We start from the raw sequence: 23,491 nt of genomic DNA on the forward strand, positions 1-23,491 counted from the left end.
CTGGGTGGTGGCGGCTTATGCCACACCGTCCAAGATCACCTGGGGTGTGCCCAGCGAGCAGCTTTCGATGCGCGCCCGGATGCGGTAGACCTCGCGCAGCATGTCTGCCGTGATCACTTGGTCGCACGGGCCGCTGCGCAGCGCCTGGCCGTTGGCGATCACCAGGGCGTGGTCGCAGTAGCGCAGCGCCTGGTTGATGTCGTGTAGTGCGATGAACACGATCAGCCCCCGCTCCCGTGCCAGCGAGCGCATGAAGTCCAGCACCTGGATCTGGCGGTGCAGGTCGAGCGCGCTGGTGGGCTCGTCCATGAGCAGGATATCGGGGTCGCGCGCCAGCGTCTGGGCAATGGACACCAATTGCCGCTGGCCGCCACTGAGCTCGCCCAGGTTGCGAAACGCCAGCTCCGCAATGCCAAGTGACGCAGCAATGGCGCCCACATGCCCCAGCTCTGCATCGGTCACGGCCCAGCCCTGGTGCTGCTGCTTGGCTGCCAGCAAGATGGATTCGTAGACCGTGAGACGGGCGTTGGCGCTGATGTCCTGCGGCATGTAGCAGATGCCTGCGTGGCCTTTGCGCGAACCCTGCAGCAGTACCTCGCCCGGGCCCTTGAGCATGCCGGCCATGCGCTTGAACAGCGTGGACTTTCCGGCCGCGTTCGGTCCGATCACCGCCACCATCTGTCCGGCGTGGAACATCGGCGTGCTGATGCGCTGCAGCGCCGTGCGGCTGCCATAGCGCGCGCCCAGGTCCTGCAGTTGCAATGTCACCATGAGCGCTCCTTGCTGCCCAGGATGAGCGAGATGAAGAAGGGCACGCCGATCAGCGAGGTCACCACGCCGATGGGAAAGATGGCTCCGGGGATCAGCGTCTTGCTGACCACCGAGCTGATCGACAGCAGTAGCGCGCCGGTCATCACCGACGCGGGAAGGAAAAACCGCTGGTCCTCGCCGATCAGCATGCGCGCAATGTGCGGGCCCACCAGACCCACAAAGCCGATGGTGCCCACAAACGCTACCGGGAACGCGGCCAGAAGGCTGATCAGCACCAGCGTTTGCAGCCGCAGGCGCGCCACGTTGATGCCGAAGCTGGCGGCCTTGTCATCGCCCAGGCGCAGGGCCGTCAGTGCCCAGCTGTTGCGCGCAAAGAGGGGCAGCGTGACCACGAGGACCAGGCAGGTCACACCCAGCTTCGGCCAGGTGGCCTTGGTCAGGCTGCCCATGGTCCAGAACACCACGGCCGCCACGGCCTGCTCGGTGGCGAAATACTGCACTAGCGCCAGCAGCGCATTGAAGGTGAACACCAGCGCAATGCCCAGCAGCACGATGGTCTCGGTGGTCACGCCGCGCTTCAGGCTCAGCAGGTGGATCAACCCGGCCGACAGCATCGCCATCACAAAGGCATTCAGCGGCACCACATACCCTGCCACCGTGGGGAAGAGGGCGACGCCGAAGGCCAGACCGAGCGCGGCGCCAAAGCTGGCCGCCGCCGAGATGCCCAGCGTGAACGGGCTGGCCAGGGGGTTGTTCAGCGTGGTCTGCATTTGCGCACCGGCCACCGACAGCGCCGCGCCCACCGCCAGCGCCATGAGTGCGGTGGGCAGGCGGATGTCCCACACCACCACGCGCAGTTGCACCGGCACGCTGTCAGGCCACAGCACGGCCTGCACCACGTCCTTCACGCTGTAGCCCACCGGCCCGAGCGCCAGGTCCAGCAGCAGGCTCAAGGTCGTCAGCACGAAAAACCCCAGCAGCAGCCAGCGCTTGCGGCGCACCAGGGCACGGTAGCCAGCGCCCTGGCTTGCAGGGGGGGCCATCGCAGTGGCCGTCATGGGGCAGCCTTGGCCGTGGAGGGCGCCGCAGGTGTTGCGCCATCCAGGCTCACGAAGTAGCCGGGCTCATAGGGCACGGGCAGGAAACGCGCATGCATCTCGCGGTAAGTGGCGTCCGGGTCGAGGTCTGTGAACAAGGCCGGGTGGAACCACTTGGCCAGCTGCTGGATGGCCACAAACTCGTACGGGCTGTTGTAGAACTGGTGCCATATGGCGTGGAACCCGCGGTCCTGCGCAGCCCGGGTGCCAGCGTAGGCGGGGCGGCGGGTATAGGTTTCGAGCTTGCGCCGGGCCTCCACCAGGTCCGCGCCGGGGCCTACGCCAATCCAGTGGCCCGACGGTACGTAGGCCTCCCAGTTGGCGCTGGTGACCACGACCTGGTCAGGGTTGGATGCCATCACCTGCTCGGGGTTGAGTTGGCCGAAGGTGCCGGGAATCACACCCTTTGCGACGTTGGTGCCACCCGCCACTTCCACGAATTTGCCAAAATTTTCGTTGCCAAAGCTCAGGCAGCAGTCTTCGGTGTAGCCGCCGATGCGTTCAATGAACACCTTGGGCCGCGCAGGCTGGTGGGCGGCGATGGTATCTGCCACGCGCCGGATCTGCGCCGCGCGGTAGGCGATGAACTCCTCGGCGCGCGCTTCCTTGCCGAGCAGCCGGCCGATCAGGCGCATGGTGGGCTCGGTGTTTTCCATGGGGTGGTGGCGAAAGTCCACATACACCACCGGAATCCCCAGCGCCGCCAGTTTCTCGATGTAGCGCGCGTCATCGGTGGCACGTTGGGCCTCGATGTTCAGCAGGATCACGTCGGGCTTCTGCGCAATGGCCTGTTCGATGTCGAAGGTGCCGTCTTCAAAGCCGCCAAAGGTGGGAATGTCGGCGATGCGCGGAAATTTCCTGGCGTACGCCGAATAGGTGTCGGGGTCGGCCTGGATCAGGTCCTTGCGCCAACCCACGATGCGCTGGATCGGGTTGTCCGTATCGAGTGCGGCCACCAGGTACAGCTGCCGCCCTTCGCCCAGGATCACACGCTGCACAGGCACCTGCACCTGCACGTTGCGCCCCAGCAGGTCGGTCACCGTGACCTTGTGCCTGCCGGAAGGCGGAGGGGATGCAGCGCCTTCGGGGGCTGCGGCCGGAGAAACCAGAAAAATGCCGGCGGCGATGCCTGCCAGCACAAGGATAAGAAGCGCGATGCGCCAGCGGTGACCCATTGCCATGTAAAGACTCTTTGTGAATGAAGGGGTTGGGTAGGAAAAGAAGCGACGCGCCTCGTGCCTTGTCGGTCACGGCCCGGCAAGGCTGGCTGCGCCTGGCTGGGCGCGGCTGTGGCGCAGCACGGCGACGATCACCGCCAGGGCGGCGGCATAGGCCCCCGCCACGAGGAAGTAGGTGGTGTGCAAGCCCAGCAGCTGGGTCAGGCCCCCGCCCAGTGCGATGCCGGCCATGGACGAGAACTGGGCGGTGCTCTGCGCCACGCCCAGAATGCGCCCCTGCCGTTGCCCGCTCGTGGCATGCGAAATCAGGGCCATCAGCACCGGCGTGGTGGCGCCCAGCAGCACCCCCCAGGCAAAGTGCAGTGCGATAAAAAAAGCCACGCTGTGAGTAGCCCCCGCCAGCGCCGTCAGCAATGCGCAGGCGGCAGCCACCCAGGCCATGCGGACCAGGGCGTCGGGGCCCTGCAGGCGTTCGAAGTAGCGCGCCCAGAGTGTGGCCGACACGATGAACCCCATGGAAAGAAGCCCGTAACACAGGCCCACCACCCAGTTGTCCACGGCAAACACCGAGCGGACATACATCGCAAACGGGGTTTGCGTGAGCATGCGGGCCACCAGCAGGATGCCCAACACGGCCAGCAGCCCGGCCACGGGGGACGCAAACCAGGATGGCGGTTGCAACGGCGCTGCGTTGCCTGATGGCGATGGCGGCGATGGGATCGCCGTCACGCCCAGGGCGCTGCCTGCGGCAGGACGGGGCGGCAGCAGTGCGGCTACGGTGGCGGCGCACAGTGCGCACAGCAGTGCGGCGCTGAGGTTGATCCAGAAGAACGTGGCGTGGTCCAGGATGAGTCCGCCCGCCAGTGCCCCCGCCAGCGAGCCCACGTTGGTGGACACCTGCAGGTAGGCAAACAGGCGCCCCCGGACCGCTGGCACCACGGCGCTCACACCGTAGGCCTGTGCCGGTGCCAGATAGCCTGCGCACGCCCCTTGCAGAAAGCGCAGCGCCAGGACCGTCCAGACATCCTGCGTGAAGGCCAGGGCCAGCTGGGTGACTGCGAGGCCCAGGAGCGCACGGACCATCATGGGCTTGTGCCCGAAGCGGTCCCCCACCTTGCCCCAGAACGTGCTGGTGAGCGCCACGCCCAGCATGGGGCCCACATACACGGCAATGCCCGCAAACGCCAGGACGCCGGGCGATGCGTCCAGCGATTGCAGGTGCACAGGCCAGAAAGGACCGCTCATTTCCATGGCGCCCATGGAAATGAGCTGGATCACGAACAGCGCGTGAACCAGGCGGGGCAGGGCCCCGGAGGCGGCTGGCGTGGGGGCCATCACACCTTCCCGCAGGTCGGGGGCGCGCCCAGCGGGTTGGGCAGCCGGTGCTGCAGGCGGTAGTCTGCGTATTGCTGCAGGTGCATGCGCAACACCGAGCGCGTGGGCCAGGCCGCATGCAGAAACTGTTCGCGTTCCGCGTGCCAGAACTGCGGCTCCACACGCGCCTGCACCGCATTGAAGGCGCCTTCGGTTTCCTCGCGAAGAATCTCCCACAGCCAGGTGGCGGGCAACCGGTACTCGTGTGTGAGCGCCAGGGCCAGTTCATGCAGGTGGCAAACAAAACAGGCGTCCAGCACGAAGGTGCGCACGGGCTCGATGTCGTCCCGGAAGACGGTGGGCAGAATGCCCGGGTGCACATAGGGCTGCAGGGTGTGGCCGCGTGCTTCCAGCAGCGGGGCAAACGTGCGCCCGTCGCCAAAGTCCCGGATCAGCAGGCCCCGGGGGCTGCCATCCTCGGCGCACAGCACGGACGTGTTTTGCTGATGGGCCTCCAGGCCGATGCCGTAGAGCAGGTAGATCGCCACCACAGGCCGTGTGACGGCGCGCGCGTATTGCCGGAAATACGCGCCCACCGTTTCGGGCGTGGCGCGGCCCGTGGTGCGTTCGATCAGTTCTGTCACCAGCGGCCGTCCATCCAGCGGCGAGGCCGTGAACAAGGTGGCCACGGTGATGGGCAGCAGCCCGTCGCTGCGGTCCAGCGCCTGGCGGGCCGCGCGGTAAGCCACCGAGAGGTGCCGCCCCGGGCGGTCCTCCTGGCGTACCGCGTGGCGGTAGTGCAGCGCCACTTCTTCGGGAAAAATTTCGAGGCGGCGGTCAAAGCCGTTTTCCTCGGCCAGGATGCGTTCGATCACTGCGCTGATGCGCGGCCCCATGTGGATCGATTTGGCCTGCAGGCTGCGCTGTTCGCTCGTGAGCCACAGGGCCAGGGGCAGCTTGATGAACGGCGTGGCCCCAGGCAGCTGCGGCACCATGGTGCGAAACGACATGGTAGGGCGGGTGTCGATGTCGATGCCGTCGGTGACGAGCACACCCTCGGCTATTTCGTCCGCGTAGGTTTCCTTCACGTAGTGCTCCAGGTGCCACGTGTGAATGGGCAGGGGCAGCCAATCGTCGGTGTTCTGGTGCCGGGCCCGAAGGCTATCGCTCCAGCGCTGCCACACGTCCGGGAACTGCTGGGAAAACCAGATGCGGTAGTCCAGCACATGGGGCATGCGCTCCACATAGGCCATGTCGGCCCGCAGCGCGGCGATGCGCACGGGAACGCATGCATTGAATTCCGGTGACAGCTGCGCGACTTCGGCGGGGCTCAACTGGGGCTTGCTCTTCCAGGTGGGGTAAAAGGGGTGCCCTTCGAGCGAGCCCCACTGCTCCAGCAGCACCGCAGCATCCCGCGCGGTACGGTGGTGGCGCACCCAGTCCACCAGGCCCTTGGAGCCGGTGTCCAAAATGGCTTGCCGCAGTTCTTCGTTCCAGTGGCGGCGGTGGCCGCGTGCCAGTGCGTCATTGGCGACGCTGTTGGCCATGTCGTTCTTCAGCCCGGCGACGCCCTGGGGCGTGGCGGTGAAGTCAAAACAGGGCGCGAGCAGGTCGATGAGCTGGCCGGGGGTGTCGATGGCCGTCTTCTTGCCGCTCGGCTCCACCAGGGTGATCGTGCCGTCGAGCAGGAAAGTGCGGGCGGGTGCGGCCCGCAGCGCGGAGAAATACACCAGGGCATGTTGTTCCCACAGCGGAAACCAGGCCGTATTGCCGTGGGGGGCAAAAACCAGCGACCCGCTGTCGAGAATGCCTTCGGCGAACAGGCAGCGCACCAGGCGCCGCAGCGCGTTGTGCTGCGCGAAAGCCTGTGCGTCTTGTGGCGGAGGGATGGAGTCCGAGTTGGGTTCTGGCCGGGCCAGGGTATGGGTAGAGAGGTGCATGGGAAAACAGGGCAGGGCACGCCCGTCAGGCGGGCCAGGTGGATGGGAAGTAGTCGAGCGCCGAGCCGCGCAGGCCCTGCATGTAGCCCACGTTCCAGTCGAAGATCTCCTGGATGTGGGGCAGTGGCACGTCCAGCCGCCGTCCCATTTCCACCAGCACGGCCAGGCCGTAGGCGACATCCTCCTGGAACGCGCGGCTGTCCTTGTCGATCACATAGCCGGGTTGGCCGGCGGCCTGCACCATCGGGGCTTCGATGGCGTCGTAAGCCTGGTTGGAGCGCAGCACGGACAGCAAGGTGCGGGGGTCGCGTATCTGGTCTCCGTAGGCTTCGACGATCTCCTGGTGCAGGGGTTTGACCGACGACAGGTTGATGCCCAGGCGTTGCTCGGCGGCCTTGCACAGCCGCTGGTTTTCTTCGTCGCTGCGCGCGAGGAAATACGCGCCCAGCTCGGTGCAGTCCGTCCACCAGCAGACGGGGGCAGGAAAGGTGCGTCCGTGCCACTGGCTGTAGGGGCCTGCCAATCCATAGACCACCGAGCTGTGCATGATGGGGTTGCCCGGCGTCAGCGTGATTTCGAGGTAGTGGTCGAGCAACTCCACCGGCGCTGCGTACAGGCGCTGCAGCATCCGTTGCAGGGCGGTGCGTGCGCTGGCGCTTTCCCGGGCGTGGGTGCCCACGTGGAGCACCTGCTTGGCACCCCCCATGCGCACAGAGACACCGGGGTGCAGGTCGTACGCGGTGTGGGGCACGTCCTTCATGCCCCAGATCACGGCGTTGGGCCGTTCTGCCAGGATGTTCTCGGCGAGCCAGTCGAAACCGCAAAAGCCCGGGATGGCGCCCACATACACGGGTTTGTCGCGCGGCAGCGCCTGCCCCATGCCGCGCAGCCAGGCGGCACGCACGTGGGCGGGCACGGTGAGGATCACCAGGTCTGCGTGGGCGACCAAGGTGGCATCGTGGCCCACTGCATCCAGCCGCGCCCGCAGCGGGGGGGAGTCCGGTACCAAGGCGGTGAGGCCGTCGTGACTTTCCTGGTGGTGTGCGATGACGTCCGCCCGCGTGGTGAGCAGGGACACGCGAACGCCGGGCACCTGCTTGAACAGCACCGCGTTCAGGTGCCCCGTCCGTCCGCCGCCGCAGACAACCACGTCCAGGTCTTGCATGGCACCCACGTTCAGGCCACCTTCAGCCGGTCGTTGGCACGCGGCAGTTCTTCCACCACGTCCTTGGCCAGCCAGCCGTCGAGCTGTGCCCAGACCGTGGGGTCGATGATGTTGCGCTCCTTGAGCCAAGCCTCGTTGAACACGGTGTGCAGGTACTTCTCGCCCCCGTCCGCCACCACCGCCACCACGTTGCCCGCGATCATGCCGCTGTGGATGAACTCCAGGGCCTTGTAGAGCACGCCGCCGGTGGAGCCGCCCACCAGAAGGCCCGTGTGCTGCGCGAAGTAGCGGGCGGTTTCAAAGGCCTGTGCATCGGTCACCTGCACGCCCAGGTCGATGCAGCTGTAGTCCAGCACCAGGCCCACGGTGTCTCCCTTGGGCGTGCCCGTGCCCGACTGGTAGTACGGCCGCCCTGGCTGCCCAAAGATGATGGAGCCCGCAGGCTCGACCGCGATGGTGCGGGTGCGGGGGTTGTGCAGCTTGAGCCCGCGTGCAATGCCCGTCATCGAGCCACCCGTGCCCACGCAGCCCACATACGCGTCCACCGGGCCTTGGACCTGGTCGATCACTTCACGCACGAAATCGAAGTAGCCGCCCGCGTTGGCCACGTTGTCCGACTGGTTCATGAACACCGCACCGGGGATCTTGGCGGCCACCTCGGCCGCCAGGCGCTGGCGCTCCACCACGGCCACCTCGTCCTCGCGGTAGTCGCCCTCCACGTAGCGGATCTCCGCACCCAGTGCGCGCATCACGGCGATCTTGTCGGGCGCGGCATGGTGGTCCACCACCGCGATAAAGCGCAGGCCGAACTCGATGGCGGCAATGGCCAGGCCAATGCCGGTGTTGCCTGACGAAGACTCCACCACCACGCCCCCGGGCTGCAGGCGGCCGGAGCGCATCGCCGCGACGATCATGTTGCGCGCCATGCGGTCCTTGATGCTCCCGCCCGGGTTGTTCTTCTCGATCTTGAGCAGCAGCCGCGTTTTCTTCGAAGGGATCGGGATGCCCAGGATGGGCGTGTTTCCGATCAGGTCCGTCACTTTGCTGAGAATCATGTCTTTACTCCGTTCGGTCGTCGTCTGGCGAAAAGGCCATGCCACCGGCAGCAGTGCGGGTGACCGCAATGCGGCGGGGCATGGGATGGCGGTGAAACTCGTTTTCCAGCAGGTCCATCTGGTAGCCCGCGGTGTTGGCATACACCAGCAGGTCCCCGGCCTGCGGCACACGTGCAAAACTGATCCAGCGGTGGGTCAGAACATCGTCGTCCAGGCAGCTGTGCCCGGCGATGTAGGCATGGCAAGCCTGTGGCGGCGTGGAGGGCGATCCGCTGCTATCCCCTGGCACCAGCAGGGGGTCCACCAGGAACTCGGAGCCGAACCAGGTCTCGCAGGCGCTGAAGCTGCTGCCTTCCACAAAAATCACATACCGCCCGTCGCCCAGGGGTTTCACCCGCGTGGCGCGAAAGACCGAAATGGCGGCCTGGTCCACCAGGCTGCGCCCGGGTTCGACGGCCAGCGTCAGGCCTGCCGCGTGCAGGGCCTGCGCCACGGTTATGCCCTCCGTGCACGCCGAGCACAGCAGTTGCTCCATCCACATGCAGGCGTCCACGGGTCCGCCATAGGGGTAGAACGATGTGGGCACCTTGCCGCTGCGGTAGTGCGCGCCATCCTGCGCTGCGAGAAAAGCGCTGTAAGCGGCGGTGTCCACATAGCGAATGGGCAGGCCACCGCCGATGTCCAGCATCCGGGCGTTCAGCCCCATCCGGCGGGCTTCGTGCACCCAGGGCAGCAGCTCGCGCACGGCCTGCACACGCGGCTCGACCGCATAGCCCGACAGATGGAAGTGAAAGCCCTCCAGAACCAGGCGTGCCTCTGGGTTGGCCAATCGGGCAAGGCCCGCGCGCAGGTCGCCAGCGTCCATGCCAAAGCGGCTGGCGGCCAATGCCTGGGGCCGGTAGCGCAGCAGCACACGCGCCCGCTGGCCCGCGCCGGCAGACTGCAGGCAGTGATCCAGGTCCTGCAGCTCCTGCAGCGAGTCGATGGAAATGAGGGATGTGTTGTCCAGCAGCAGCTTGTGGAACGCCCGGGTCTTGGCCGGGCCGGTGGCGCACAGCCGCGTGGGGTCTGCGCCAGCACGCAGTGCGTCAGCCGCCTCGTAGAGGCTGGATACGTCCACGCCAATGCCAGCCTGCACGGCCGCGCGGACCAGGGCGGGCGACTTGTTGACCTTGGCCCCGTAAAAAATCTCAAAGGGCATGGGGTGGGACTGCAGCACGGCCACCAGCTTGCGCACGTTGTCCTGCAGCCGTTGCGGCCAGATGAGGTGCAGCGGCGAGCCGTACTGGGCAACCAGGCCCGGCAGCATCGCGGGTGATGTGTGCACCAGTGCTGCCACCGCTTCGTCCATCAGCGGCGGCAGGGCTGGGTACACCTTGGCTGCAGTGGCCGCAGGCGGGGGCTGCGGCGTTGGCACCGCTGCGGGTACGGGGGGGGCATGCCGGTGCGCCGCCGTAACTTTGTTCATGCCCGCCAAGTCCGCCAACTCACCATGGTGCTGGGCTCGCATGGCGGTGCCTCAGAAATCAACGGTGGCCGACACCACCAGGGAGCGTGGCGCACCCTGCACCAGGCTGCCGTACTGCGACACGCTGGCCCAGTAGGCGCGGTCTGCCACGTTGCGCAGGTTGGCGCGGAACGTCGTGGGCTTGCCGCCGATCTGTGTGCGGTAGCGGGCGCCCAGGTCTGCGGTGGTCCACGATGGAATGCCCAGTGTGTTCGCGCGGTCCACATACTGCTTGCCGGTGTGGGTGATGCCCCCGCTCAGCGCCAGGCCGGGTACCCAGGGCAGATCCCATTCCAGTCCCAGGTTGGCCTGCACCGAGGGGACGCCGATGGCTTTCTTGCCCTGCGTGGTCGCGCTGTTGGTCTGGCTCAGCACACCCTGCAGCAGCGTCACGCCACCGGTGACGGAGACTCCAGGCACCACTCGGCCGGAGGCGTTCCACTCCACGCCCCGATTGCGCTGCTTGGCATCCACCGCAAACAGGCCGCTGGTCTGCTGGCCGCTGGGCTTGGTGATCTCGAACAGGCTCAGCGAGCTGATCATCCGGCCCCATTCGAACTTGGCGCCGATTTCCTTTTGTTTGGCCTTGTAGGGCGCAAACACCTCACCCGCGTTGGAGGCCGTGGCCGGCGCGATGTCGCCCTTGCTCAGGCCTTCGATGTAGTTGGCGTAAAGCGCCACGTTCTGCCAGGGTTTGACCACCAGGCCCGCCAGCGGCGTCACTGCGCTCTGGTCGTACGACGAAGCGATGGCGCCCGTGGTGGTGTTGAAGTTGTCGGACTCCACACGCTGGCGGCGCACACCCAGCAGCACCTGCACCCGGTCGTCCAGCATCGACAGGGTGTCGGCCAGCGCGATGCTGGACAGCTGGGTGTCGGCCACCCGCGCGACCTGGGCCGGGGCGGCCACGTTCTGCGCCGGACTGTTCACTGGTGCATAGATGTTGGACAACACGGTGGTGCCGTTGACGGACCCACGGCCCAGGCGGTCGTGGTAGGTGCTGGCCTGCAGCGTGACCGTGTGGCGGACGCCGCCGGTGGAAAACTTGGTGCGCAGCCCGGCGTCCGCCGTGCTCCGGTCCACCTCGAACTGAAAGCGCTGCGGCAACGTGCTGGTATCGCCCTGCACATTGAGCAGGGTGGGGTTGCCAAAAAGCCGGTCTACCCGCGTGCGCCCGCCGCCTGCGTTGGCGAACACGGTGGTCTGGTCGTTCAGGTCGTATTCCAGGCGCAGCAGCAGGGACCGGTCGGTGGTTTCAAACCATTCCCACGGCTGGCTCACGTTGCGCCGGCCATCGGGTGCTGCGGGGACGGCCGTGGCCCCCGCGGCCAGAAACGGCCGGCGCTGTGGCGCATCGACACTCTCCTTTTGCGCGATGGCGTCCACGGTGGCGCGCAGCCGTTCGCCCTGGTAGTCGAGCGCGATCGCTCCCACGTCCGCCTTGCGCGACTGGTTGTCCAGCAGCGTGTCGCCTTGGTGGTGGCTGCCGTTGATGCGCACGCCCCACTGGCGTTCGGGGCCAAACCGGCGGCTCAGGTCGATCTGGCCGCCACCCTGCGCGGAGGGGCCGACGTCGGCGGAGATCCGTGTCAGCGGGGCACTGGTGGCACGCTTGGGCACGATGTTGATGGTGCCGCCCACGCTGCTGGCCGGGGACATGCCAAACAGCAGCGCTGCGGGCCCTTTGACCAGCTCGATGCGCTCCGCGTAGTCGGCCAGCACGCGGTAGTTGGGGGCGATGCCATAGACGCCGTCAAAGGCGATTTCGCCCGAGTTCTGGTCACCCACCGGGAAGCCGCGGATGAAGAACGAGTCCAGCTGGTCGCCGGAGTGGCCCGAGAGCCGGACCGACGAATCGTTCTTCACGATGTCGGCAATGGTGACGGCCTGTTGGTCCTGCACCATCTGCGAGGTGTAGCTGGTGGCGCTGAGCGGTGCGTTCAGGGTGTCGGTGTTGCCCAGCAGCCCCAGCCGGCCGCCGCGCGCCGTGTGTCCGTTGCCGATCGGGGCGGGCAGCCCTGCATCGCTGTCTGCCGTGACCTCGACCTCGGGCAGGGCACGAGGGCGGTCGGCGGCGTCCGGAGAGGCGGTCTGAGCGCCTGCCGGGGCCATGATGCCGGCCGTGACCAGACTGGCGAGCGCCAGCCGTGTGGCGGCTGCGAGGGGGTGAAGGGGGGCCGCGCGAGCGGCGTCCAACGAAGAAGAAGGCAGAGAGCCTGGCACGGTCGGTGGCAGCACAGTGGTTCCTTGAGGGGGCAGGAGGCTGGCTGGCGACGGCTGGCTGCTTGGGGCGCATGGCAATGCGCCGTTGGGTAAAAATTATAAACAAGAATTATTCGCATTTGATGGTTTTTTGCTTGCACTTGCAACAGGATCGCGCTGCCCACCCTCCGCTGAAACCGTGCCCTGCGGCGTTTACGATAGGCGGCTGCCCTTGTTTGCCGCAGGCGCCCGTTTCCTTCAAGGTGCTGCCGCCGCGCCTGCTATTTCCATGAATTCCTGCATCGACTTCAGTGCCGCGCTGGTCCCGTCAGCGCCCCGCCTTCGCCATGCCTTCCGCGCGCCCCGCGCCGTGCTGTCGGCCCGTGACCTGGCCGAGGTGCGCCCCGTTCTGGATGCCGTGCAGGCTGCCGCGCAGACGGGCGCATGGTGCGTGGGCTACGTGCGCTACGAGGCGGCTCCGGCCTTCGATGCAGCCTTGCAGGTGCATCCCGCCCAGGGGCCGCTGGCCTGGTTTGCCGTTTATGACGAAGCGCTGCCGTGGCCTGGGGACGCCGCGGCCGATGTCGCCCATGTGGCGTGGACCTCGGGCCCCTCGCGCCCTGAATTCGATGCAGCCCTGGACCGCATTCACCAGGCCATCGGCGATGGCGAGCTGTACCAGGTCAACTACACCGCGCCGCTGTCGGGCCCGTTGCTGCAGGGCAGTGCACAGGCCTTGTTCCAGGCCTTGCAGCGCTCACAGCCCGGCGGTTATGCCGCGTTCATCGACACCGGCAGCGAACAGGTGCTTTCGGTGTCGCCCGAGTTGTTCTTTGACTGGGAAAGCGGTGCACATGGTGACCCGGCGGGTGGAGCCATCCTGGCGCGCCCCATGAAAGGCACCGCGCCACGTGGCGCCACGCCTGCGCAGGATGTGGCCAACGCCGCGCACCTGCGCTCGTCGCCCAAGGAGCGGGCCGAGAACGTGATGATCGTGGACCTGCTGCGCAACGACATATCCCGCATCGCGCTGCCGCACAGCGTGCGTGTGCCCACGCTGTTTGCCACCGAGGCCCTGCCCACCGTGTGGCAGATGACGTCCGATGTGGGGGCCCGCACGCGCCCGGGGACTACGCTCACCGAGGTGTTTGCCGCGCTGTTTCCCTGCGGCTCCATCACCGGTGCGCCCAAGGTGCGCGCGATGCAGATGATCCATGCGGTGGAGCCCGCGCCGCGCGGCGTGTACTGCGGCGCCGTGGGCGTGGTGCGGCCCCTGGGTGCCGCCGGGGCGGATGGCCAGCACCGCGTGGCCGCCACCTTCAACGTGCCCATCCGCACCGTGGTGCTGCGCACCGAAGGCGGCCACACCCAGGCCACCTGCGGCATTGGCAGTGGCATCACCTCGGGCGCGCAAGCGGACGCTGAATGGAACGAGTGGCGCCACAAGCGTGCCTTTGTGGAGCGCGCCAGCCAGCCTTTTGACCTGCTGGAAACTTTGGCGCTGGTGGACGGCCAGTGGCGGCATCTGCCCGAACACCTGGCGCGCCTGCAGGCAGCGGCGGTGCATTTTGGCTACCCCTTCGATGGCGAGAAGGTTGCGCAGTGCCTGAGGATGCTGGCCGCCGGGCACGGCACGGGCCCTTGGCGTGTGCGTTTGCTGCTCAATGCCACTGGCGAGCCCCGGGCCGAGGCCTTTGCACTGGCCCCCACGCCCGAGCCCGTGCGCCTGCAGCTGGCGCGCAGCCCGCTACCGGAGGCCCACGGCGAATTCGTGCGCTACAAGACCACGCGCCGCGCCCACTACGCGGCCTTTGCGCCCACGGCTCCGGGGGTGTTCGACACCGTGTTGTGGAACGACGCGGGCGAGATCACCGAAAGTACCTTCGGCAATATCGCCCTGCTGCTCGATGGCCGCTGGGTCACACCGCCGCCGGCCTGTGGTCTGCTGCCCGGCGTGGGCCGCGCGGTGGCGCTGCGCGAGGGGCGTGTGGAGGAGGCCGTGGTGCGGCTGCAGGACCTGCCCCGCGTGCAGGGCTGGGCGTTCATCAACAGCCTGCGTGGCTGGCTGGCGGCAGAGCTGGTGGCCGCGGGCCAGGGCTGAGGCGCCTGGGATTGGGTGCGCAGAATCTGTTTGCTATTGAAAATATAGCTATCAATTGATTTTGGATAAGCGCCAGGGCCGGATTTTTATCAAAATCCAGGCCCTTCGTACCGGCCCAGGTTTCTGAAAACCTGTTCCAGCTTTTGCTCAGAGCCGTTCTTTGGCGTACGAGCCCCGGTCCATGTCCACCACTTCCACGCTCAGCTGCACCATCACGCCCTGGGGCTTGGGCGTGCGGTCGCGCAGCACGGCGGCGATGCGTTCGGAGAGCTCCTTCTTGGCCTCGGGCGTGCGGCCCGCGAGCAGGCGCAGCTTCGCGTGCACAAAAGCGCGGTTCGCCGGGGCGGTGCCGATCTCGAAGCTGTCGGCCACGATGAAGCGGGTCTTCAGGTCGGCTTCGTCCTGCACCTGGGGGTGGTCGCACAGCGTGGCGTTCAGGGCGGTGAGGGTTTCGGCCTCGGGGTAGTGGGGCAGGTTGGCGGAGTATTCGACGGTGAGGTGGGGCATGGTGATTCCGGTCTTGGGCAGTGCACCAGTTTAAGGGCCCCGACCCCACCCCTTCTGCTGGGTCACCCGCTCTGGTCGTGCTTTTGCAAAAATTCTTCCAATGCCTGCAGCACCTGGCCAGGCGCCTCGATCTGCGGCCAGTGGCCGATGCCGGGCAGCGACACCACGTCGGCATCGGGCACCAGCGTGCAATAGCGCGCCGCCATGTGGGCGCCCGAGTTCGGGTCGGCCGCGCCGTTGACCAGCCGCACCGGCACCACGTGCTGCAGCAGCGGCCCTACCAGGCGGTCCCGCAGGGCCATGCGGTCGATGTAGAAGCGCCCGGTCTTGTGGCTGATGGCGCGGCCGTTGTGGTGGTTGACCAGCGCCCAGAAGTCTTGCAGCAGCGCAGGGGAGGGAAGGGTCTGTGGGCCAAAGAGGCGCGTGATGGTGCGCTCGAACGCTTTTTGGGGAATGCGCGGTGCGATCCAGCGCCCCAAGGGTGATGACAGCAGGTGCTGCAGCATGCGTGGCTGGTACGCCTCGGGGCAGACGCCGCCATTGAGCAGGGTGAGCGACTGGATGCGTGGCGCCAATGGGTGTGTCTGCCGCCGCGCCAGCATCTCCTGGGCCACGCTCACCCCCAGGTCGTGGGCGACGATGTGTACCTGTTGCACACCCAGCCGGTCCAGCAGCGCCTCCAGCAGGTCTGCATGGTTTTCGATGCCGTAGGTGTGGTCCGCGGGCTTGTCGGAAAAGCCCATGCCCAGCAGGTCCGGCGCGATGAGTCGATGGCGTGTGGCCAGGGGCGCCCACAGCGGATGCCAGTCGTACGAGCTGGTGGGGTAGCCATGGATGAGCAGCAACACGCTGCCGTGTTGGCCCGCTTGTGCCACGAACAGGCGATGGCCGCCCAGCGCGACCATGCCGCCCTGGGCCTGCCAGTGCCGAAGCGCGGGCGTCAGGCGGTCCATGCGGTGTGTGCCAGCAGCGCCGTGGCCGTGAGTTGGGTGAGCAGCGTGAAGGCGTGTGCGGCCTGCCGCCACGCCAGCCGCCGGGTCAAGGCGCCCATGCAATAGAGCAGCCGCGCCAACACAAAACCCGCGCAGGCCACCGCCAGCGCCCCGGGCGTTGCACTGTGGAGCTGCGCGTGGGCCAGCAGGAGCAGGCCGAACAGCATCGACTGTTCCAGCGTGTTGCCATGCGTGCGGATGGCCGCAGCCAGATCCTTGTGGCCTCCATCTCCCCAGGTCTGCCGGTAGCGCAGGCGCAGGCGCGACACGTGAAGGGACAGGGCCGTCAACAGCAGCGCCAGCGTGACCAAGGTGGTGGCTGCCAAGCTAAGGGTGGACATGGATGAATGGGGTGGATGTCGGTTAAGAAGCCACCAGCTTAGAAAGCCCCGGCGCGATCGCCAATAGCACCAAAGGGCAGGTGTGTGCACCCACCACAGTGGCTTGCATGGGTGGGCGCGCGTGGAGGGAGCACGCCACCCGTGGTGGGGTGGTCAGCCCGGCGGGTGGCTTTGCAGAAAGGCCCGGAGCTTCATCGGCGCAATGGGCTTGGGCAGCAGGGGCAGGCCGGCCGCCGTGGCCCGCTGCTGCACGTCGGCCTGGTGGGCATCGGCCGTGACCAGCAGGGCCGGTGCGGGGCTGCCCAGGGCCTGGCGCAGGCGTGCGATCGCTGTTACCCCGTCGTCTGCGCCGGGCAGGCGCAGATCCACCACCAGGGCGTCGATGGGGTCTGCGGCGGTGTCCGCACGGGGCATCAGCGCCAGGGCGGCCGCCAGATCGCCGGCCTCGACCACGGCGCAGCCCCAGGACGCCAGCAGCCCGCAGAGCGCCTTGCGCGAATCCGCATCGTCTTCGAGCACCAGAATCCGCCGCCCCGCGAGGCGCGCGGGTGTGGTGGCCTCGGCGGGCTGTGCCTGCAGTGGGGCGGCAGGGGCGGGCTTCGCCAAGGGAAGGCGCAGGCTGAAGCAGCTGCCATGACCGAGGGTGGATTGCACCGCGAGGTCGAGCCCCAGCAGGTCGCTCAGCCGTTTGGCGGTGGCCAGCCCCAGGCCCAGCCCCTGGCTACGGTTGCGCTGCGGGTTGTCGATCTGGTAGTACTCGTCAAAGATGCGCGGCAACTCGGCAGCCTCCATGCCCACGCCCGAGTCATGCACGGCCAGGGTGAGGGCTCCGCCCTCCTGCACAGCGTCAACGCGCACGAACCCTGCGGGCGTGTAGCGGATGGCGTTGGACACCAGGTTGGACAACACACGTGCCAGCAGGGCGCGGTCGCCCCACACGGTGGCCGGGGTGGTGGCAACCTGCAAGTCCAGCCCCCTTTCATGCGCCATGGCAGCAAAGTTGCCGGTCATTTCATCGAACAGGCCCTGCAGCGCAAAGGCCGTGGGCCGGGGTGTGAGGCTGCGTGCATCCAGCCGCGACAGTTCCAGCAGGCCCTCCACCAGAGCTCCCATGCTGCCCACACATTCGGCGATGGCGCCAGACAACTCCTGCACCCTGCCGGGTGTAGCGGCGGTGGGGGCGTGGCGCAGCGTGTGTGAGAGCAGCCCCAGGGCATTGAGGGGTTGGCGCAGGTCATGGCTGACGGTGGCCAGAAAGCGGGCCTTGGAGGCATGTGCGGCCTCGGCGTCGGCGCGTGCCTGCCGGGTGGCTTCGTTTTCGCGCTGCAAGGCATCGATCAGGGCCAGCTTCTCCTGGCGTTGTGCGCGGGCTTGCGCAAGCGTATGCGCCTGCGCCCGGCCGTTGCGCCACACATACCAGGCCATCAGCCCCGAGGCCAGCGCCAGCGCATAGTGCAGAGGCTGGCCCACCAGCACATCGCGCAGGGCCAGCGGGCCGAACACACCGGCGGCATAGGCTGCCAGTGCAGGCAGGTGGTGGGCCAGGTGCGTGACGCTGCCCAGCACCACGGCGGCCAGGCCAATGTGCAAGGCCATCTCGGCCACCACGTTGTGGGGGGCCAGCAGTACCCAGCTGCCGGCCCCCCAGGCCAGCGCCTGGGCCAGTGCGCTGGCCACTACGCAGCGGGCCCAGAAGGCGTTGCGGCCCGGCTGCAGCGCCCCCGCACGGCGGTACGCCAGGCCCAGGCCGATGCGCAGACCGCGCACGGCCGCAAACGCGACCAGCCACCAGGCGATGGAAGTTGCAGGCACATCGCGCCAGAACAGCACGCTGAGGAAAAAAGCCTCCACCACCCCCACCAGGGCGGCCATCGGCGCGCCTCGGTACAGCGTGTCCAGGGCCTCGGCGTCCACGGCCACGGCTGCGGCTGCGGGTTCGGACCGTGTCATCGGTGCAGCAACCCTTGTGTGCGGGCCACCACCAGCAGGTGGGTGCGGTTGCGCGCCTGCAGGGTGTCCAGCAACGCGGTGACGTGGAGCTTGACGGTGCGTTCGGCGATACCCAGTTCCTGCGCGATGCGCTTGTTGGGGTGCCCCAGGGCCACCAACTGCAACACCTCGCGCTGCCGAGCTGTGGGGGTGGGGGCGGCGCTGGCCTGCGGAGGTGCTGGAATATCAAACACCACGCCCCCTTCGGCAATGCGCTGCAGCGCGGCCGCCAGTGCGGGCACGGGCTGTGATTTTCCAAGAAAGCCGCTCGCCCCGGCGCCACGCGCCGCCGCAGCCAGCGCGGGGTCTTCGTCGCCCGATATCAGTACGCGGGCGACGAGCGGGAACTGCGCGGCAAAAAGCCGCAGGCCCTCCAGGCCGGTGTGGGCGCCCAGGCGCTGGTCCAGCAGCACCAGGTCCAGGTCCTGCTCGCCCGCTGCCGCCTGCAGCCCAGCGTCCAGCGTGGACGCGGTCAGTACCTGCGCAGCCGGCAGCGCCTGGGCAAGCGCGTACGCGAAGCCCACACAGAACAGGGGGTGGTCGTCCACCAGCAGGAGTTTCATGCCGGGGATTGTGGTGTACGCCGTGGCTTGTTTGACACGGCATCAGGGCCTTGTGCAATTTCTGTTGCCGTACGGCAAGCCGTTTGCTCAGAATCCGGGCGGCCCTGCGCGTTGTGGGGCCCGCGTTGTGTGCCGGTTTGTGTGTTGCTGCCGTGTTGCCAGAAGCCTTCCAGGGCGAAATCCGAAGGGGCCGCTGTGCTCGGGGCCAATATGCAGGCAGGCTGCAGCATTTTCCTCACCTGTCTTCAATAAAACCATGAAATACCAAACATTGATTCGACACACCACCGTGGCTGCCCTGGCGCTGTGTGCGGCCACCTGGGCCGGTGCCCAAGGGGCTCACCCGCATTGGGAGTACAAGGGCAAACACGGCGCCACCCACTGGGGGGCGCTGGAGCCAGGCTTCGAGGCCTGCGCGCGCGGTGCGGCGCAGAGCCCCATCGACATTCGCAAGACCGTGAAAGAGGCGTTGCCCGCGCTGGACTTCCAGTACGCGGCCGGTGCCCCCACACTGGTCAACAACGGGCATACCGTGCAGGTGAACATGCCCGCGGGCAGCAAACTGGTGGTGGATGGCAAGCCGATGGACCTGCTGCAGTTCCACTTCCACACCCCCAGCGAGGAGGCCATTGGTGGCAAGCATGCGGCCATGGTGGCGCACTTTGTGCACAAGGGCGCGGACGGTGGGCTGGGCGTGGTGGCGGTGCTGCTCCAGACCGGCAAGACCAACGCGGCCTGGGCGCCCATCTTTGCGCACTTGCCGCGTGTGGGTGAGCAGGTGACGGTCGATGGCCTGAGCCTGGATGCCAGCACCCTCTTGCCTGCCAAGAAGGGCTACTACAGCTTTGCCGGATCATTGACCACGCCGCCCTGTTCTGAGGGGGTTCAGTGGATGGTGCTCAAGGAGCCTGTGAAATTGGGCGCCCAGCAGATCAAGGCGTTTCGCCAGCTTTACAACGCCAACGCGCGGCCGCTGCAGCCGCTCAACGGACGGGTGGTGAAGGAAAGCGCCTGACGGTGCTCAGCCGACCTCCTGGTTTCCAGGGGTCGACTGAGCCTTCAGGCGATGTGCAGGCCATAGTCAGGCTGCAGCGGCCGCAGGCGCCATGCTGGTGCCTGCGGTTTTTTGTGGGCGAGCCGCCACACAGTCGGCCGCATGGGTTGCCAGCGCGGCCAGCAACTCCTCCACATCGGCCGCCGTGTGGGCGGCCGACAGCGCAATGCGCAACCGGGCCGTGCCCACGGGCACCGTGGGCGGGCGGATGGCCGGCACCCACAGGCCTTGGCGGCGCAGGCTTTCCATCACGGCCAGGGCTGCTTCGTTGCTGCCGATGATGAGCGCCTGCACCGCCGTGTGGGACGGCAGCAGGTGCCAGCCCAGTTCCGGGGGCAGCGTCGCCAGGCCTTCGCGCAATTGCACAATGCGCTGGCGCAGCCCCTCCCGCAGGTCGTCTGCCGCCGCGATCAGCTCCAGGCTTTTGCGCAACGCGCTCGCCAGCAGGGGTGGCGCGGCCGTGGCAAAGATGTAGGTGCGGGTTTTCTGCAGCAGCCATTCAATGAGTGCAGCATCTCCCGCCACAAAGGCGCCAGCCACGCCCGCTGCCTTGCCCAGCGTGGCCATGTAGAGCACCCGGCGCGATGCCGTGGCGCCCGTCAGGCCCGCCTGCGCGAGGCTGCCGCGCCCTTGGGGGCCCAGCACGCCAAAACCATGGGCGTCGTCCAGCAGCAGCAGTGCGTCGTGGCGCTCGCACAGTCCCAGCAGTGCCGGGATGTCGATCAGATCGCCATCCATGCTGAAGACGGCATCGCTGACCACCAGCTTGCGCCGTGCGGGGCTGGCGGCGAGCTGTGCCTCCAGCGCGGCCAGGTCGGCATGGGGGTAGCGGTGGATGGTGGCGCGCGACAGGCGGGCACCGTCAATCAGGCAGGCGTGGTTGAGCGCATCGGAAAACAGCGCATCACCATCGCCCACCAGCGCCGGGATGATGCCGGTGTTGGTGGCATAGCCCGCATAAAAGTACAGCGCACGGGGCAGTTGCACAAAGGCGGCCAGGTCGTGCTCGAGCGCATCGTTGGCGGCGCTGTGGCCGCTGACCAGGGGCGAGCCGCCCGAGCCCACGCCAAAGGTGTGCGTGGCGTCGCGGGCAGCCTCGGCCAGCGCTGGGTGGCTGGCCAAGCCCAGGTAGTCGTTGCTGCAAAAGGCCAGCATGGGCTGGCCGTCCACCAACAGGCGGGCACCCTCTGCGGGCACCACCACGCGGCGGCGGCGCAGCAGGTGCGCGCGCTCGATGTCGGCCAGGCGCCCCGGAATCTCGTCGAGCCAGGATGTGGGGTGGGATTCCTGCGTCATAGCCATTCTCCGGGGAGCTCAAACACCAGGCTGCGCGCATCGGGCAGGTCCTGGTAAGGCACCTCGGCCAGCAGCGGTGCGCCCAGGCGCGCACGCAGGTAGGCGATGTTCTCGTCGGTGGCGTCCATCTCGGGGTCCACACGGTTGGCCACCCAACCGGCCAGGGTGAGGCCGCGCGTGCGAATGGCTTCGGCCGTGAGCAGCGCGTGGTTGAGGCAGCCCAGGCGCAGGCCCACCACCAGCACCACCGGCAGCGCCAGGGCCTGGGCCAGGTCGGCGCCGGTCTGGGTGTTGGTCAGCGGCACATGAAAGCCCCCCGCGCCCTCCACCACCACCGCATCGGCCTGCGCGGCCAGAGCCTGGTAGCTGCGCACGATGGCGGCGATGTCGATCTGCACCCCGGCGCGTTCTGCCGCGATGTGGGGCGAGAGCGGGTCGAGCAGCAGAACGGGGTTGTCCAGCTCGGGTGCCACGGCCAGGGTGGAGGCCGAGCGCAGTGCGATGGCGTCCTCGCTGGCCCAGTCCTCGCCCCAGGGCACCACGCCGGCCGCCACGGGCTTCATGCCGACCACGCGGGGGTGGTGCGGCGCGAGGGCGTGCAGCAGGCCGGTGGACACCAGCGTCTTGCCGACGCCTGTGTCGGTACCGGTGACAAAACATCCAATCATGGGTTCTCCTCCTGCAGGGTGGCGTTCAGTGCGTCGAGCGCACCGCTGGCAAGGCACTGCACGGCCTCTTCATCCAGCGCATAGGGTGGCATGGCATACAACGTATTTCCAATAGGCCGCAGCACCAGCCCACGCGCCATGGCGTGCTGGTGGTAGCGGCGTGCAAAGTCGGGGGCTGCCGTATCAATGTCCCAGGCCCAGATCATCCCCAGACGGCGCGCATGGCGCACGCGCGGATGGTGGGTGAGAGGCGCACAGGCGGCGTCGAGGCGCAGTGCCAGGGTCGCGTTGGCGTTCAGGGCATCGAGCTCGTCGAACAGTTCCAACGTGGCCAGCGCCGCGCGGCAGGCCAGCGGGTTGCCTGTGTACGAGTGCGAATGCAGAAAGCCCCGCGCCACATCGTCGTCGTAGAACGCGGCGTACACCCCATCGGTGGTCAGCACGGCCGACAGGGGCAGCGTGCCGCCCGTGAGTCCTTTGGACAGACAAATGAAATCCGGCCGGACGCCCGCCTGCTGGTGCGCGAACATCGTGCCGGTGCGGCCAAAGCCGACGGCGATCTCGTCCACCACCAGATGCACCTCGTAGCGGCTGCACAGCGCGCGCGCCAGGCGCAGGTATTCGGGGCTGTGCATGGCCATGCCGGCGGCGCACTGCACCAGCGGTTCGACGATGAGTGCGGCCGTGGTTTCGTGGTGCTCGGCCAGCCAGATTTCCAGCGCGGCAATGGCGCGCCGTGCCACATCTTCAGCGTTCTCGCCCGGCCCGGCGCCGCGTGCATCAGGGCTGGGCACGGTGTCGGCCAGGCGCACCAGCGGGGCATAGGCCTCGCGGAAGATGGCGATGTCGGTCACGGCCAGCGCGCCCACCGTCTCGCCGTGGTAGCCCCCAGCCAGGCCCACGAAGCGGCTTTTGGCGGGGCGCCCTGTGTTGCGCCAGTAGTGTGCGCTCATCTTCAGCGCGATCTCGGTGGCCGCCGCGCCGTCGCTGCCGTAGAACGCGTGGCCCAGGCCGGTGAGCGCAGCCAGGCGCTCGGAAAGCTCCACCACCGGCGCGTGCGTGAAGCCCGCGAGCATCACGTGGTCGAGCCGGCCCAACTGGTCCACCAGCGCAGCCTGGATGTGCGGGTGGCTGTGGCCGAACAGGTTGACCCACCAGGAGCTGATGCCATCCAGGTAGCGCCGGCCGTCGGTGCCGTACAGCCACGGGCCCTGCGCGCGGGCGATGGCCACGGGGGGCTGGGCCTCGTGCCGCTTCATCTGCGTGCAGGGGTGCCAGACGCTGGCGAGGCTGCGGGCCACGAGCCCGTCGTGCGTGGGCTGCATGTTCAGACCACTTGGGTGGGCACGGCGTGGCGCAGTTCGGTCTGGCGGTTGTGGTCGTCCACAAACACCAGCTGGGGCTGGTGGGTGGGCACCTGGTCCTCATGCACCTGGGCGAAGGCCGCGATGATGATCAGGTCGCCTGCGGATGCGCGGCGCGCGGCCGAGCCGTTCACCGAGATCATCCCGCTGCCGCGCTGGCCCTTGATGGCGTAGGTGACAAACCGTTCGCCATTGTTGATGTTCCAGATGTGGATTTGCTCGTTTTCGGCAATGTTGGCAGCGTCGAGCAGTTCCTCGTCGATGGCGCATGAGCCCTCGTAATGCAGCTCGCACTGGGTCACGGCGACGCGATGGATCTTGGATTTGAGCAGGGTGCGGAACATCGGACTTCCTTGCGATGAAGACGTTGAAAGGGTGACGGCAGAC

The 23,491-nt window shown here is 67.7% G+C and carries 20 protein-coding genes; 2 read left to right on the plus strand and 18 right to left on the minus strand.

Annotated elements, in window-relative coordinates; all coding sequences use genetic code 11:
• Window positions 1–15: 15 nt before the first annotated feature.
• The 9 genes from ASE52_RS12230 to ASE52_RS12270 form a co-directional block, all read right to left on the minus strand.
• Window positions 16–771 carry an ABC transporter ATP-binding protein gene (locus tag ASE52_RS12230; protein WP_057226424.1) on the minus strand — a complete coding sequence of 252 codons (756 nt, stop codon included), beginning with the start codon at window positions 769–771 and terminating at the stop codon, window positions 16–18.
• Window positions 765–1,829, minus strand: a complete 1,065-nt coding sequence (locus tag ASE52_RS12235) for an iron ABC transporter permease (RefSeq protein WP_010463202.1) — start codon at window positions 1,827–1,829, stop codon at window positions 765–767. The genes ASE52_RS12230 and ASE52_RS12235 overlap by 7 nt, the downstream gene beginning before the upstream one ends.
• Window positions 1,826–3,049, minus strand: coding sequence for an ABC transporter substrate-binding protein (locus tag ASE52_RS12240; RefSeq protein WP_057226426.1), 1,224 nt, complete (start codon window positions 3,047–3,049; stop codon window positions 1,826–1,828). Before ASE52_RS12240 ends, ASE52_RS12235 begins: the two co-directional genes overlap by 4 nt.
• A gap of 66 nt (window positions 3,050–3,115) precedes the next feature.
• The gene (locus ASE52_RS12245) at window positions 3,116–4,381 is read right to left on the minus strand and encodes an MFS transporter (RefSeq protein ID WP_057226428.1); all 1,266 of its coding nucleotides are present in this window, start codon (window positions 4,379–4,381) and stop codon (window positions 3,116–3,118) included.
• Window positions 4,381–6,300 carry an IucA/IucC family protein gene (locus ASE52_RS12250; protein WP_082606852.1) on the minus strand — a complete coding sequence of 640 codons (1,920 nt, stop codon included), beginning with the start codon at window positions 6,298–6,300 and terminating at the stop codon, window positions 4,381–4,383. Before ASE52_RS12250 ends, ASE52_RS12245 begins: the two co-directional genes overlap by 1 nt.
• 25 nt (window positions 6,301–6,325) lie before the next feature.
• On the minus strand, window positions 6,326–7,465 hold the full coding sequence (locus ASE52_RS12255) for an NAD/NADP-dependent octopine/nopaline dehydrogenase family protein (RefSeq protein WP_057227204.1): 1,140 nt from the start codon (window positions 7,463–7,465) through the stop codon (window positions 6,326–6,328).
• Window positions 7,466–7,476: 11 nt separating this feature from the next.
• Entirely contained in the window at window positions 7,477–8,520 is a 1,044-nt protein-coding gene (locus ASE52_RS12260; RefSeq protein WP_057226430.1) for a cysteine synthase family protein, read from the minus strand.
• 4 nt (window positions 8,521–8,524) lie between these two features.
• Window positions 8,525–10,030 (minus strand): Y4yA family PLP-dependent enzyme, encoded by a 1,506-nt coding sequence (locus ASE52_RS12265; RefSeq protein ID WP_241776988.1) that lies wholly within the window; start codon window positions 10,028–10,030, stop codon window positions 8,525–8,527.
• Between the two features lie 9 nt (window positions 10,031–10,039).
• Window positions 10,040–12,265, minus strand: a complete 2,226-nt coding sequence (locus tag ASE52_RS12270; protein ID WP_057226432.1) for a TonB-dependent siderophore receptor — start codon at window positions 12,263–12,265, stop codon at window positions 10,040–10,042.
• 253 nt (window positions 12,266–12,518) lie between these two features.
• On the opposite strand from ASE52_RS12270, the gene ASE52_RS12275 reads away from it, so the two are divergent.
• Entirely contained in the window at window positions 12,519–14,330 is a 1,812-nt protein-coding gene (locus tag ASE52_RS12275; protein WP_057226434.1) for a chorismate-binding protein, read from the plus strand.
• A gap of 147 nt (window positions 14,331–14,477) precedes the next feature.
• Here ASE52_RS12275 and ASE52_RS12280 read toward each other — a convergent pair whose 3' ends face one another.
• The 5 genes from ASE52_RS12280 to ASE52_RS12300 form a co-directional block, all read right to left on the minus strand.
• The gene (locus ASE52_RS12280; RefSeq protein ID WP_057226436.1) at window positions 14,478–14,837 is read right to left on the minus strand and encodes a 5-carboxymethyl-2-hydroxymuconate Delta-isomerase; all 360 of its coding nucleotides are present in this window, start codon (window positions 14,835–14,837) and stop codon (window positions 14,478–14,480) included.
• A gap of 62 nt (window positions 14,838–14,899) precedes the next feature.
• Window positions 14,900–15,790 carry an alpha/beta hydrolase gene (locus ASE52_RS12285; protein WP_057226437.1) on the minus strand — a complete coding sequence of 297 codons (891 nt, stop codon included), beginning with the start codon at window positions 15,788–15,790 and terminating at the stop codon, window positions 14,900–14,902.
• Window positions 15,778–16,170: an MAPEG family protein gene (locus ASE52_RS12290; RefSeq protein ID WP_081474639.1), complete on the minus strand. Its 393-nt coding sequence runs from the start codon at window positions 16,168–16,170 to the stop codon at window positions 15,778–15,780. Before ASE52_RS12290 ends, ASE52_RS12285 begins: the two co-directional genes overlap by 13 nt.
• A gap of 153 nt (window positions 16,171–16,323) precedes the next feature.
• Complete coding sequence (locus ASE52_RS12295; protein ID WP_057226439.1) at window positions 16,324–18,120, minus strand: hybrid sensor histidine kinase/response regulator; 1,797 nt, start codon at window positions 18,118–18,120, stop codon at window positions 16,324–16,326.
• A complete protein-coding gene (locus tag ASE52_RS12300) occupies window positions 18,117–18,722 on the minus strand; it encodes a response regulator transcription factor (RefSeq protein WP_057226441.1) in 606 nt (201 codons plus the stop codon). The genes ASE52_RS12295 and ASE52_RS12300 overlap by 4 nt, the downstream gene beginning before the upstream one ends.
• A 256-nt stretch (window positions 18,723–18,978) precedes the next feature.
• Between ASE52_RS12300 and ASE52_RS12305 the strand changes: the two genes are divergently transcribed.
• Window positions 18,979–19,737, plus strand: coding sequence for a carbonic anhydrase family protein (locus ASE52_RS12305; RefSeq protein ID WP_010463232.1), 759 nt, complete (start codon window positions 18,979–18,981; stop codon window positions 19,735–19,737).
• Window positions 19,738–19,803: 66 nt separating this feature from the next.
• Here ASE52_RS12305 and bioF read toward each other — a convergent pair whose 3' ends face one another.
• From bioF to panD, 4 genes are read right to left on the minus strand one after another with little or no spacing between them, the layout of a single operon-like run.
• The gene (gene bioF, locus ASE52_RS12310; RefSeq protein ID WP_057226443.1) at window positions 19,804–21,072 is read right to left on the minus strand and encodes an 8-amino-7-oxononanoate synthase; all 1,269 of its coding nucleotides are present in this window, start codon (window positions 21,070–21,072) and stop codon (window positions 19,804–19,806) included.
• Complete coding sequence (gene bioD, locus ASE52_RS12315; protein WP_057226445.1) at window positions 21,069–21,740, minus strand: dethiobiotin synthase; 672 nt, start codon at window positions 21,738–21,740, stop codon at window positions 21,069–21,071. The genes bioF and bioD overlap by 4 nt, the downstream gene beginning before the upstream one ends.
• Window positions 21,737–23,065: an adenosylmethionine--8-amino-7-oxononanoate transaminase gene (bioA, locus tag ASE52_RS12320; RefSeq protein ID WP_057226447.1), complete on the minus strand. Its 1,329-nt coding sequence runs from the start codon at window positions 23,063–23,065 to the stop codon at window positions 21,737–21,739. The genes bioD and bioA overlap by 4 nt, the downstream gene beginning before the upstream one ends.
• A gap of 2 nt (window positions 23,066–23,067) precedes the next feature.
• Window positions 23,068–23,448, minus strand: a complete 381-nt coding sequence (panD, locus tag ASE52_RS12325) for an aspartate 1-decarboxylase (RefSeq protein WP_057226449.1) — start codon at window positions 23,446–23,448, stop codon at window positions 23,068–23,070.
• Window positions 23,449–23,491: the final 43 nt, after the last annotated feature.

Origin of the sequence: Acidovorax sp. Root275 (assembly GCF_001428965.1) — a bacterium.
Taxonomy (GTDB): Bacteria; Pseudomonadota; Gammaproteobacteria; order Burkholderiales; family Burkholderiaceae_C; genus Acidovorax; species Acidovorax radicis.